General features: G+C 35.2%; 12 protein-coding genes. 10 read left to right on the top strand and 2 right to left on the bottom strand.

Annotation, left to right across the window (positions count from 1 at the left end; genetic code table 11):
- Window positions 1-115 precede the first annotated feature (115 nt).
- From BLT22_RS07120 to BLT22_RS07100, 6 genes are all read left to right on the top strand, one after another.
- On the top strand, window positions 116-430 hold the full coding sequence (locus tag BLT22_RS07120) for a PadR family transcriptional regulator (RefSeq protein ID WP_091761994.1): 315 nt from the start codon (window positions 116-118) through the stop codon (window positions 428-430).
- Window positions 427-1,023, top strand: a complete 597-nt coding sequence (locus BLT22_RS07115) for a DUF1700 domain-containing protein (protein WP_091761992.1) — start codon at window positions 427-429, stop codon at window positions 1,021-1,023. The genes BLT22_RS07120 and BLT22_RS07115 overlap by 4 nt, the downstream gene beginning before the upstream one ends.
- Window positions 1,020-1,175, top strand: coding sequence for a hypothetical protein (locus tag BLT22_RS12345; RefSeq protein ID WP_171034301.1), 156 nt, complete (start codon window positions 1,020-1,022; stop codon window positions 1,173-1,175). The genes BLT22_RS07115 and BLT22_RS12345 overlap by 4 nt, the downstream gene beginning before the upstream one ends.
- 350 nt (window positions 1,176-1,525) lie before the next feature.
- Window positions 1,526-3,073, top strand: a complete 1,548-nt coding sequence (gene abc-f, locus BLT22_RS07110) for a ribosomal protection-like ABC-F family protein (RefSeq protein ID WP_087057808.1) — start codon at window positions 1,526-1,528, stop codon at window positions 3,071-3,073.
- Between the two features lie 437 nt (window positions 3,074-3,510).
- Window positions 3,511-4,179, top strand: a complete 669-nt coding sequence (locus BLT22_RS07105) for a P-II family nitrogen regulator (RefSeq protein ID WP_176935375.1) — start codon at window positions 3,511-3,513, stop codon at window positions 4,177-4,179.
- Window positions 4,180-4,199: 20 nt separating this feature from the next.
- Window positions 4,200-5,681 carry a DUF1538 domain-containing protein gene (locus BLT22_RS07100; protein ID WP_091761987.1) on the top strand — a complete coding sequence of 494 codons (1,482 nt, stop codon included), beginning with the start codon at window positions 4,200-4,202 and terminating at the stop codon, window positions 5,679-5,681.
- Between the two features lie 51 nt (window positions 5,682-5,732).
- On the opposite strand, the gene BLT22_RS07095 is transcribed toward BLT22_RS07100, so the two are convergent.
- Entirely contained in the window at window positions 5,733-7,268 is a 1,536-nt protein-coding gene (locus tag BLT22_RS07095; RefSeq protein WP_091761985.1) for an AbgT family transporter, read from the bottom strand.
- Window positions 7,269-7,512: 244 nt separating this feature from the next.
- Between BLT22_RS07095 and BLT22_RS07090 the strand changes: the two genes are divergently transcribed.
- From BLT22_RS07090 to BLT22_RS07075, 4 genes are all read left to right on the top strand, one after another.
- A complete protein-coding gene (locus BLT22_RS07090) occupies window positions 7,513-8,310 on the top strand; it encodes an acyl-[acyl-carrier-protein] thioesterase (protein WP_236048795.1) in 798 nt (265 codons plus the stop codon).
- Window positions 8,311-8,329: 19 nt separating this feature from the next.
- On the top strand, window positions 8,330-9,310 hold the full coding sequence (locus BLT22_RS07085) for a LacI family DNA-binding transcriptional regulator (protein ID WP_091761983.1): 981 nt from the start codon (window positions 8,330-8,332) through the stop codon (window positions 9,308-9,310).
- A 168-nt stretch (window positions 9,311-9,478) separates the two neighbouring features.
- Window positions 9,479-10,858, top strand: coding sequence for a PTS transporter subunit EIIC (locus BLT22_RS07080; RefSeq protein WP_091761981.1), 1,380 nt, complete (start codon window positions 9,479-9,481; stop codon window positions 10,856-10,858).
- Window positions 10,859-10,898: 40 nt separating this feature from the next.
- Window positions 10,899-12,353 carry a glycoside hydrolase family 32 protein gene (locus tag BLT22_RS07075; RefSeq protein WP_091761979.1) on the top strand — a complete coding sequence of 485 codons (1,455 nt, stop codon included), beginning with the start codon at window positions 10,899-10,901 and terminating at the stop codon, window positions 12,351-12,353.
- Window positions 12,354-12,410: 57 nt separating this feature from the next.
- Here the strand turns inward: BLT22_RS07075 and BLT22_RS07070 are convergent, their stop codons facing one another.
- The gene (locus tag BLT22_RS07070; protein WP_087057821.1) at window positions 12,411-13,385 is read right to left on the bottom strand and encodes an asparaginase; all 975 of its coding nucleotides are present in this window, start codon (window positions 13,383-13,385) and stop codon (window positions 12,411-12,413) included.
- Window positions 13,386-13,399: the final 14 nt, after the last annotated feature.

The raw sequence follows: 13,399 nt of genomic DNA, 5'->3' as shown, positions 1-13,399 counted from the left end.
CCATAAATTGTATCACATAAATGAAGGAAAAATAGAGTGAATAAATTTAAAGAAGAAATAGTTGCTATTTAATACTATGTAATATATAGTATTGTGTATAAGGAGGTGTGGGTGTGTGGATACACAATTAAAAAAAGGATTAATTGAATATTATGTTTTAGCAAACCTGAATTATGGTGACTCATATGGATATGAAATTGTTAGAACCGTATCATCTCATTTGCCAATAACGGAATCTACTTTGTATCCTATTTTGAAAAGGCTAGAAACGCAAGGGAAGGTCAAGACCTATTCTAACGAGCATAATGGTCGACTTAGAAAATATTATAAAATACAGCCGAATGGACTAGAAAGTATTCGGAATTTTTTAGAATCTTGGGAAAAAGTAGAAGCAATACATGACTATATTAAAAGGAGTGTAGAAGAATGAGTAGAAATAGAATAGAGTTTATTAAAGAGCTTAGTAATCAATTATCTTATATTATGAAGCCGAATGAAGTTAAGGAGTTAGTGGATTACTATGATGAAATGATATTAGACTTAATGGAAGAAGGATTAAGTGAAGAAGAAGCGGTGAGTAGATTAGATAGTCCAGAAAAGATCAAAGAATCCATTAAAGGAACGCCTTTAGAAATCAACTTACCAATATCCAAAAAATTCAGTCCCTATTTAATGGCTTTGTTAATTTTGGGATTTCCTTTATGGGGAAGTTTATTATTAGCTTTAGCTTTGATTATATTGAGCATCTATATCGTTATCTGGTGTGTCCCTCTTACAACAGGTACGATCGGCTTTGCAGGACTAGTTGGTGGACTAGTGGGTACGGTATTTAGTCCATTAGCCCTTATGGATGGCTTTCACATAGGGATTACACAATTCGGATTAGGATTGCTCTTGTTTGGGATAGGGATGCTTGCTACCTTATTTACGGTTAGTATCAGTAAAAAAGTTATCGTCAAAAGTCAGAATCTGACCAATCATCTTAAAAATCAATTATTATTCAAAAGGAGTGAAAAGAGATGAAAATTGGGAGAAAATTCTTAGTCAAATTGAGTCTATCGTTTATTATATTGGGCATTACAGTTAGCTTCCTAGGATTTGCATTATCAGGATTTGATCTAGACAGTTATAAGCCGAATCAGGACAATTGGTATAGAATTGTACACTTTGACTAAATTGATTACCATATGATTGTTGACAAGCCTTCATTCCTGCGGTATTATAAATTCAACTTTAAAAGAATGGAGTGTTTTCTAAGCCAATGCGTAACTAATCCTATTATCAGAATGTGAAAGGGCAAAAACGTTCGAATCAGAACTTTTATTTTTGATGCCTTAAACAAGATAGTACAGGATTGCAGTGACGCATAATAAAGCTAGAGAGCGACCAAAAGATCTAATGCTTTTTTAGTATAAATATGCCAAGTTACTTGCCTCTTGTTCTATCAAAAGATAGAATAGGAGGCTTTTATGATGTCTTAAAATCCTGTTGTTTAAACACTTATACAAGAAGGGACAAGATAAATATGGCGTGGCTAGAATTAAATCAGATCAAACACTCAGTCAGAGAAAGAACATTATTTGAAGCTGATCATTTAACAATTGAACCAGGAGATAGGATTGGTTTGGTAGGAACTAATGGTAGTGGCAAGACGACTTTACTGAATATTATAAAAGGCAATACCCAACCAGAATCGGGTACAGTAAACCGTCAGAAATCGATATCGCTCCTTCCTCAAATCAAGGAAGCAATAGGAACAAAAAGCGGCGGTGAAGTCACAGCAAGCACGATTATTTCCGTGTTAAATGAGAAATCTGGAATTTTATTGGCAGATGAACCAACAACACATTTAGATATAGAGCACGTAGATTGGCTTGAAAAAGAAATTCTTGCATATCAAGGGGCATATATTATTGTATCTCACGACCGTGACTTTTTGGATAAAACTTGTAACCAGATATGGGAAATCAGCCATGAACGAATTACAGAATATGCTGGAAACTATTCAACGTATAAAGAAGAAAAGCAAAAAGAACGCAGACAGCAACAGGTTTCTTTTGATGCTTACAAGAAAAAGGAAAAACAGTTGCTGGAAGCAGTAGAGAAAAAGAAAAATAAAGCAGATAAAATAACAGATGAATCTAAGCATTTCTACTTTCGGAAAAAAGCACAAAAACTTTATAAAACTGCTAAATCAATTGATATGAGAATTGATCAATTAGAAAAAGTAGATAAACCAGAAGAACCAGAAACGATCAAAATGACAATCCCTAATTCTAGAGAGTTTATAAATAAATATATAATGCGTGTAACTGACTTTAGTGTACAGGTTCCCAAAAAAACGTTATGGAGACCAACAACCTTTTTTATTAAAGGTGGAGAAAAAATAGCGATCGTTGGACAGAATGGTAGCGGAAAGACAACACTGGTTCAGCACATAATACATGGCTCAGAAGGAATAGAAAAGACCCCTGCTATGAAAATAGGCTATTTTGCACAGAACTTAAGTAATTTAAAAGAGAAAAAAACCATTCTAGAAAATGTTGCTGAAGGATCTGTGCAAACAGAGACATTGATCCGTATTGTATTAGCACAGCTCTTATTTAAGCAAGAAGAGGTATATAAACCCGTCCATGTTTTAAGTGGAGGAGAGCGAGTAAAAGTAGCTCTGGCAAAATTAATTGTAGGGGATTACAATACGCTGGTATTAGATGAACCGACGAATTTTCTTGATATCAAAGCAATTGAGGCGTTAGAGACCTTATTATCAGCTTACGAAGGAAGCGTTCTTTTTGTTACGCACGACCGAAGATTTATGAACCAGATCGCTGACAGACTTTTAATCATAGATAATAAGCAAATCAAATTATTTGAAGGAACTTATCGAGAATATCAGCTTTCGGGTCATTCAGAAAAAATGACCTCAATTGAAGAAGATTTGATGAGAACTGAAAATGAAATTGCCACAGTTCTAGGAAAAATAAGTATTGAACCTTCTCAGGAACTGGAAAGTCAGTTTGAAAAATTAATTTTGAAGAAAAAAGAATTGAACAAAAGAGCTAATCATAATTAGAATAGCATTTAAATGCGAGAATCTTGGTATTGTTCAAGATTCTCGTATTTTTATACTATTTCAACTATCCTAAAAGATTATTGGTGTTATGCTGCTTTTTACTTTAGAAACTCGCTATGAATATGGTAAGCTTGTTAAGTAACACTTTTTATTTTATATGTTTGATACAGTTCTTACCTTTTAATGATAAGATATTTCCCCACACTCAGCTAAGCAAATACCCTAGAATAACCCATTCGGATAAAATAGTCATAGGTTAAAATTCATTATCCTTCTCAATTCAATACTACATATTCAGTTTATTTAGCAGACTGAATTTTTTTCAAGACCGCTTGTTGTTGATGGTGGGAAGGAAAAAGTTGGCTAGGTATCATAGGTAATATAGATCAGTTATTTTTAGTTAAATGAGATATATGGGTGAAAGGAGTCAAAAAAAAATGCAGCAATTAACGAATCATTCAATGGAATTAGTCGTTTGTATAGTAAATCCAAACGAAGCAGATCGAGTAATTGAATTAGCAAGAAAAAAAGGGATAGAAGGCGGGACGGTCTTTTATGGCGAAGGAACGTCAAGTAAAGGCGTATTAGCAGCATTAGGATTAGATACAGTCAGAAAGGAAGTCGTTCTACTAATTGCTCCTGAAAAACAAGCAACAGAGGCATTGGATTATATTGCATTTAAAAAGAAAATGCATGTCAAGAATAAAGGAATTGGCTTTCGTCTCTCACTGAGCCAAGTACTAGGGATTTATACTGGTTCTATTCAAGAAAAGACACAGCAAATTGAAGAAAGGGAGTATAAAAGAATGTATCAGGGGATATTTGCAATAGTCAATAAAGGCGAGGCCGAAGATGTGATGGACCTTGCTCAAGAAGCGGGTGCCCAAGGCGGAACAATCATTCAAGCACGCGGTTCTGGTTCTAAAGAAGCTAAGAGGATATTCAATATGGATATTGTGCCTGAAAAAGAAATGATCCTGATTATCTCTGAGGAGAGTCAAGTAGAGCAGATCGTACAAAAAATCAGCCGAGAACAGGATATTAATGAACCGAACAAAGGGATTGTATTCGTAGTTGATCTTAACGAAACACGAGGAATACAATAAATATAGGAAGGTGATTAATAGTGAATGCACTCAAAGAAAGATTTTTTGAAGTCCTGAGAGCAGTGCTTCCTATAGTAATTTTAGTCGTGCTGATTCATTTTATGGTTGTACCGTTACCAAGTTCGGCTCTATTTGGATTTTTAATGGGAGCAGTTGCCATTATTATCGGTATGACAATTTTTCTAGTAGGGATTGATATTGCTATTACCCCGATCGGAACTAATATGGGAAAGGGAATTGCATTCTCCAATAAAGTAATTGTAGTTGTGATTGCTGGTTTGGTTTTAGGCTTCTTTATTTCTGCAGCAGAGCCGAGTCTAACTGTTCTCGGAAACCAGATTGGAACAGTCACCGGAAATGCTGTTTCGAGTATGTTCATCGTAGGGGTTGTTTCAATAGGGATTGCTATTATGGTAGTTATTGGATTATTACGGATTGTTTATAGTCTCTCATTGATTTACGTATTAACCATAGCATACGGAATTATTTTTATCCTTTCATTTTTTACATCGTCTGAATTCTTATCAATTGCTTTCGATGCTTCAGGTGCTACGACAGGGTCGGTAACCGTTCCATTTTTATTAGCTTTATCAACTGGTATTGCAGGGCTTAAGAAAAATAGTAAAACCTCAGAAGAGGATAGCTTTGGCCTGGTTGCAATTGCTTCTACAGGGGCGATTTTATCCGTTATGATCGTTAATATTTTCTCGCCAATGGGGGAGTTAACAGGATCGTTAGAGATCAGCGTAGGAAGTGGAAGTGGATTTTTTGCTGATTTTGGTAGAGAGCTAATTAGTCAAACGCTTGATGTGTTTATTGCAATTGCTCCTATAGTCATTATTTTTAGTCTTTTCCAGAAATTTAAGTTGAAACTTCCTCGAAGACAGCTAAAACGTATCTGGAAAGGATTAGGATATGTATTTTTAGGACTAATTGTGTTTTTAGCAGGCGTTAATGCTGGATTTATGAATGTGGGTAGTTTGATAGGATTTGCATTGGCTGAACAAAATTCAATTATTATGTTGTTTATTGTTGGATTTTCACTAGGGTTCGTTAGCATTTTAGCTGAACCTGCGGTAAGTGTTCTGACAAAGCAAATCGGCGATGTAACATCTGGATCAATTAAACCGGCAGCGATCTTATCAACATTGTCTATCGGAGTTGGATCAGCAATTTTGTTCTCAACCATGAGAATAGTTATTGAAGGTTTAGAATTATGGCACTTTTTACTTCCAGGGTATCTACTGGCCATTGGATTGAGTTTTGTTGTACCAAGAGTGTTTGTAGGAATGGCTTTTGATGCAGGAGGAGTAGCTTCTGGTCCTATGACCGCTACTTTCATACTGGCTTTTATTCAAGGTGCAGCACAAGGGACACCATCAGCTGATATTTTAATAGATGGCTTTGGAATGATTGCATTAGTAGCTTTGATGCCAATATTGAGTTTGCAAATATTCGGTCTTATTTATCATTTGAGATCAGTTAAATTAAACAAGAGTTAAAAAACTCACTACAGACTTTTATCGGTCGTAGTGAGTTTTTGTTTATATATATTATAATGTGGCGGGAGCTCCAGGTCCTAACGGCAATCCGAATGAATACCAGATGATCAATAAGACTGACCATGCTATAAGGAAAGCAACTGTATAGTAAATCATAGTGGAAATAATCGTCCCAAGTCCGCTTTTTTTATCATATCTTTGCGCAAATACTAATATCATAGCAAAATAACTCATTAAAGGAGAAACTACATTAGAAGAAGAATCAGCAATACGATAAGCCATTAAAGTCATTTCCGGAGCAATATTAAGGTTATACATCATTGGTGCAAATATTGGAGCCATGATAGCCCACTTAGCACTCGCAGAACCCATGAATAGATTGATAAAGGAAGTGAATAGAATAAAAGCTAAAATTAAAGGTAGACCGATAAATCCTATATTTTCTAATAAAGTGGCCCCATTACTTGCAAGAATAGAACCTAAATTCGTATAAGCAAAATAGTCAATGAATTGAGCGGCAAAAAATGCTAATACTAGATATCCACCCATTGAACTCATTGATTCAGACATACCTTGTACAAAATCATGAGAAGATTTAATCTTGCCAGTTGTTATACCGTATGCTAAACCGGGAAGAGCAAAAAGTAAGAAAATCATAAATAGTAAACCACTAGACAAGAAATTGCTTAAGGTCATTTGACCAGTAGTCTCATCAAGTGCTCGAAGCGGCGCATTTTGGGGAATCATTAATAAGCCCATAATAATTAAAAAGGCAATCAAAGTAAGTAAAGCATATAATAATCCTTTATTTTCAGTAGACTTCAAAGGATCTTGAGTAGGCTTGTAGTCCCCATCATAAGTCCCTAATCTAGGTTCTACAAATCTTTCAGTGACGAAAGCTCCTACACCCGTCAATACAAAAGTGGAGACAAATATAAAGTACCAGTTACCTGTAGTTTCTACTTCATATCCGATATTTGCAGAACTTAAAGCATCGTTTGTGATTCCAGCTAATAGAGCATCAGTAGGACCAAAAATCAGATTTGCAGAAAATCCAGCAGAGACTCCAGCAAAAGCAGCAGCTAAGCCCGCAATCGGATGGCGACCCGCAGCAGCAAACATAATAGCGCCAAGCGGAACGACTACTACATACCCAGCATCTGATGCAATATTAGAGATAATACCAGCAAATACTACCATAGCAGTCAATAACCATGCTGGTACATTACTTAATAGTTTCTTTAAAGAAGAAGAAATCAAGCCTGTCCACTCCGCTACCCCAACACCTAGCATAGCCACTAGAACTGTTCCTAAAGGAGCAAACCCAGTGAAATTTGAAACAGCACTGTTGAATATATGAGCAATTCCTTCGCTGTTCATCAAGGATACAGCTTCAATAACCCCCTTTTCTCCTGTTTCAGGATTAGTCATAGGAGCGCTTAGCCCTAAACGAACTGAAATTTCAGATATAAAAATAATACCAATTGCAAAAATAATGAAAATAATAACAGGATGGGGAAGTTTATTACCCACTCGTTCAATCATCCCTAATAACCCTTTATTTGTGTTCTTTTCAGAATCACTCATAAATAAATCCTCCTTAATAATTTCGAACCTTACATCTTACAAATTACAAAGTTTATTGAATAAACTATTTACTATAGATATAAAGTGCTTTGCTAATTTTAATACAAACGATGAAAAAGCTTCAACAATTATCATAAAATTGGTTATATTTTTAAATAGTAAGCGATAACAATCTCATGAATTTCTTATTTAATAACGATGAATAGTCAAAACTTATAATTTAATATCTGGAGTTACTGAATATGTGATAAAATTACAAGTGGAGATTGAAATGAAAGTAGGGAAAAAAATGACAGTGAAAAAATATAGAAATACAAAAGATATTAGTTACTACATGTGTGACCGCACACATACACTGACCTTACCCATGCTGGTGAACTTAACATTGGAAGTCTCTGGTGAACAGTCAGAAGCGTTAGGACTAGGCGAAGAGATTATGCAGGAAAAAGGATATTCTTGGATCATATTACAGTATGAATTCGAAATTGATCGCTTTCCCAGAAACAAAGAGACAATTGAAATTGAGACGTATGCTACTGAATATAATAAATTGTTCTGTTACCGTGATTTTATCATTCGGGATTTACAAGGGAATGTACTCATTACGATTCACTCCACTTTTGCATTATTTGATTTTACTAAAAGAAAAATGGCAAGACTACCGGAAGAAATTGTTACACCTTATAAAGCTATATTCAATAAAAGGGTAAAAAGAACACCTAAACCATTAGACATTGATGAAGAAAAAGCTTATTTCCAACCATTTTACGTTCGTTACTTTGATATTGATACAAATCAGCATGTAAATAATTCTAAGTATCTTGATTGGACGTTGAATACATTGGGGGGAGAGTTCTTAAAGAAACATAAGTTAATTTATGCAAACGTAAAATTCGATAAAGAAGTTTATGAGGGGCAAATGATTGAAAGTTATGTAAGTATAACAGAGAACAAAGAATCTAGTATATCTGCTCATAAAATTAGAACACAAGGTTTGACGAATTGCAGTGCGAGCTTTAAATGGGAAAATATAGAACAGTGAGAGAAAGTAGGAAATAATAGTGGTTACCATCAATGATATTGCTCGGCAAGCAGGGGTTGCCAAAAGTACAGTATCTAGATACTTGAATAATGGATCAGTTAGTCTTGCTACAAGGGAAAAACTTGATAAGATTGTTAAAGAGACTGGTTATACACCCAATACATTTGCTAGAAGTTTGAAAGCTACAAAAACGAATATGATTGGTGTGATTATTCCGCGATTAAATTCAGCTTCTACTAACGAGGTGTTAAGTGGAATTGATCAAAAAGCCCGGGAAAGCGAGTATGATTTGATTATTACAAATTCGAATCAAGATAGGGAAAGAGAACTTGGAAATATCCAAACTTTGATCAATCAAAAAGTCGAAGGAATTATTTTACTGGCACGAGAAATTACAGAAAGTCATAGAAAATTAATTAATGACGCAAATATTCCTTTTCTAGTACTTGGACAAAAAGCAGAAGCAATACATTCGATGGCTTATTCAGATTATGAAGCAGGGTATAAAATTGGTCAATATGCAATTGAGTTAGGGCATCGAGACTTTCTTTTCTTTGGGGTTTCTGAACAAGATAAGGCTGTTGGGCTAGAAAGAAAAAACGGGTTCTTAGAGAGCCTTAAAGATACCACGGATACTACCGTTAAGATTATTGAGACAAGTTTTTCTAAAAAAATTGCTTATCAAGACGCTATTGATGCTCTTCCAAATTCCAAAGCTTCATACGTAGTTTGTGCAACGGACAATATTGCAATAGCTGTATTGAAAGCAGCAGTTGAATTAAAATATTCTGTTCCAGAAAAATTTTCCATCAGTGGTTTTGGTGGATACGAAGAAACAGATTATGTTCAACCCACTATTACTACCATGAGTTACCCTTATAAAGAGATGGGGATTCAAGCTGTTGAGAATTTAACAAAATTAGTGAATGGTATTGATATTCCATATGAAACGTTGCTTCCGAATGAGTTAATAGTCAAAAACTCTACAATTAAAAGGTGAAAAAGAAAAAGCTAAAAAATATTGTTTTTTTATGGGAGGGGTTGCAAACAGAACCGGTTCCTGATAAAATGAAAGCACTTTAAAGGAACCGGTTCTTCTTAAAGCAAATTTTTTTATTTTATAATGGAACCGGTTGCTAAAAATATAGAAAAGGAGTTTGATTAACTTATGAAATACGATAAAACGATTGATACTATATTAGAGGTCGTCGGTGGAAAAGAAAATATTAAAAACTTTGAACATTGCGCAACGAGACTTCGTATTATTTTAAAAGACGATAGTAAATTAGATAAAGAACGGGTAGATGAAGTTCCAGAAAGTAAAGGATATTTTTTCAATACTGGACAACATCAATTTATATTCGGAACTGGAAAAGTGAATGCCGTATATAGCGAAATGGAACAAAAAATAGGAGACGGCAATTCAAGCGACTCTTCAGGTAATTTTAAAGATGATGTGTATCAAAACTTGAGTCCGGTACAGAAAGTTGTTAGAACATTAGCGGATATTTTAGTTCCTTTGATTCCTGCTCTTGTAACAACTGGTCTGTTAATGGGAATTAGAGGATTAGTTATTGAATTAGGCGTTAATATGACTGGTGATGTCCTTTCACTCTTTGAGATGCTGACAGATACTGCTTTTGCTTTTTTACCGGTTTTAATTGCTTATAGCGCAACTAAGAAATTCGGAGGAAATCCACTTTTGGGTATAGTGGTTGGGCTAATGATGGTTGCTCCTCAGATCCCCAATGCTTATGCAGTATCTAGTGGGGATATTCAACCGCTTACGATATTTGGTATAGACATCGTTGGATATCAAGGATCTGTTATACCAGCTATTATAGTTGGTTGGATGATCTCCAAGCTTGAAAGATGGTTGAGAAGCTTTGTGCCGCAAATGATGGATCTGATTGTTACACCATTCCTTACTATTGTTATTACGATTTCAACCATGCTATTCTTATTGGGGCCGATTCTACAATTTGCCGAGTCTGGAGTTATCAATGGAATTGTCTATCTATTAGAAGCACCATTAGGAATTGGATACATTTTATTTGGAGGGTTACAGCAAGTTATTACAATTACAGGATTACACCATTCTATTGGAATCATTGAGATTAGTTTGTTAAACGATACTGGTAGAAATGTCATTCAAACTTTAACTACAGTAAGTATGGCTGGACAATTTGGTGCAGCAGTGAGTGCAGCACTATTAATGAGAGATAAAGTAAAACGTGCCAATGCATTAAGTGCGAGTGCTTCTACATTATTTGGAATTACTGAGCCATTGCTTTTTGGGGTAAACTTAAGAGCGATGAGAGTATTTGGATCTGGGATAGCAGCAGGAGCTATCGGTGGATTATTGACTTATATCATTGGACTTGCAGCTACAGGTATGGGGATAACTTTTATTCCAGGTATGCTATTATACACAGGAAATATGACTGCGCTATTCCAATATATTTTAGTTACTGCTGTAACGTTTGTAATTGGATTTGTTTTTGTGAAAATTCAAAGTCGTGCAATCAAGGCTGAATTGAATGCCTAAATAATTCAGTGAATTTATGTTTAAAAAAAGGAATGAGACAATGTCGTTATTAAAAAAAGATTTACAGAATGGAATCCTAGCTAGACAAAAAGAATTACTAAAACAAGTGGAAGCAGACCCATGGAGACTAAAATACCACCAACAAGCACCAACAGGATGGTTAAATGATCCCAACGGTGTCCACCAAAAGGACGGGATATACCATTTATATTATCAATATTCGCCTTTAGATGCTTCTGGTGGATTAAAATATTGGGGGCATAAAACTTCGAAGGATCTAGTACATTTTAAAGAAGAGGAGATTTTCCTCTATCCTGATCAAAAATTTGACTGTCATGGAGTCTATTCTGGAAGTGCTTTTGAAGAGTCAGGTGTTATTCATTTCTTTTATACTGGAAATGTTAAACTTTCCGGAAAGCAATATGATTATATATCGAGTGGCAGAGAACAGAACACGGTCCACATGACGAGTAGAGACGGGTTTTCAATTGATACCCGAGAAGTTGCAATTGATGCAAAAGAATATCCTGAAGGATTTACACAACATATCAGAGATCCCAAGATCATTATGAAAGATGACTTGTATTATATGGTATTAGGTGGACGTACCAACGAGGATAAAGGTGCCATTTTATTATATGAATCAAAAAATTTAAATGAATGGAACTATAAAGGAAATTTATTAGAAGATCAGTCAGGCTTAGGGTATATGTGGGAGTGTCCGGACTTTTTCATATTGGACGGACAAGATATTCTCTTGATGTCTCCTCAAGGACTCTTAAAAGAAGGTTATAAGTTTGAAAATGTCTATCAATCCGGATTTTTAATGGGTAAAACAGATTGGACCACATTGAAATTTTTACCGAGTAAAGATTTTGAAGAATTAGATAGAGGATTTGACTTTTATGCTCCTCAAACATTTGAAGATGAACAGGGTCGTAGAATTTTATGGGGATGGATGGGATTGCCGGATATTGAACCTGAATATTCAAATCCGACAATTGAAAGAGGATGGCAACATGCTATGACGATGCCAAGAGAATTAAATATCGAAAATGGCAAGTTGAAACAAAGGCCATTGGAAGAATATCGTATTCTTAGAAAAAATGAATGGACACAAAATGTTGATTTAAAAGAAAAGAATTATACTGTATCAGAAACAAGTGATGCCTACGAAATGATCGTTGAGATAAAACAACCGACTGAACCTCTGGAAATTTTCTTATCTCAGGATGTAAAGGTTAGTTTTGATGGGGATTTATTCACACTTGAGTTAGGAGAATCAGGATACGGAAGGAAAACCAGGTCTATCGAATTATCCACTTTGACTAGTATCCAATTATTTGTTGACTCATCTTCTCTGGAAATATTCATTAATGATGGAGAGTTTGTTATGACAAGTCGAATGTATCCTACTAGTAATCTAAGAGAAATTCGATTTGAAGGTAAATCAATGTTTCAAGTTCGTAAATGGGATTTAAAGACTACACAATAAAAGCACCCCACAGCAATCAGAGTAGCAAACCTGATTGCTGTGGGGATTTTTACATGGTTACATAATTTCGAAAACTTCTGTTATATAATCATAGCTAGAGGACTTTTCTAATACAATAAGCAACTTTAATCGTGCTTTTGGTCCGCTCAAACCAGGAGCAAAAATTACTCCAGCATTTTTCAATTGTTTCCCGCCACCTTCATAATCATAAATATCTTGTGCAATACCATTAAAAGCACGAGAAGTTAAAACGATAGGGATCTTCTTATCTAAGAGCGACTGGATACCCTTTAAAGTAGCAGGAGGAAGATTTCCTGCACCTAGAGCTTCAATGACTAAACCATCAATAGAAGTCTGAGCTAAAGCTTTAAGAAAGGAGCCATCCATTCCAGCGTATGCTTTTAAAAGCGGGACAGTTTTCGAAGCTTTTTTAATCGGGAAATATTCTGTTTTAATCAGTTTTTGGAAGAACATGACCTCTTTTTTTGAAACAATTCCAATCGGTCCAAAAGTGGGCGTTCTAAAAGTAGCAACATTAGTGGTATGGGTTTTCGTCACATATCTAGCAGCATGAATTTCTTCATTCATTACCACTAATACGCCCTTTTCAGCAGCAGCATCTGACATAGCTGTCCAAACTGCACTCTGAAGATTTCTAACACCATCAGAACCAATTTCATTAGTTGGTCTCATTGCCCCTGTTAATACGATGGGAATCACTGATGCAACAGTTAAATCTAAAAAATAAGCCGTTTCTTCCAACGTATCAGTACCATGAGTAATGACAACCCCATCAATTTCTTTCGACTGAATGGCTTCATCAATTCGATTTTTTACGATCAGCATATGTTCTGGGGTCATATGAGGAGAAGGAAGCTGTAGTATGTCTTCTTCAGTTAAACGAACTTCTTTATCGAACATATAACTATATTCATTTAAAGGGTGTTCTGAACTAGGTTTAACAACGCCAGTACTTTGATCTGTACTCATAGATATTGTTCCGCCAGTATGCAATATTAAAATGTGTTTCAATTTACTCACTCACA

Source organism: Marinilactibacillus psychrotolerans (assembly GCF_900101525.1).
GTDB lineage: Bacteria > Bacillota > Bacilli > Lactobacillales > Carnobacteriaceae_A > Marinilactibacillus > Marinilactibacillus psychrotolerans.
The sequence above is the reverse complement of the archived record's forward strand: the minus strand, read 5'-3'. Positions and strand labels throughout refer to the sequence as shown.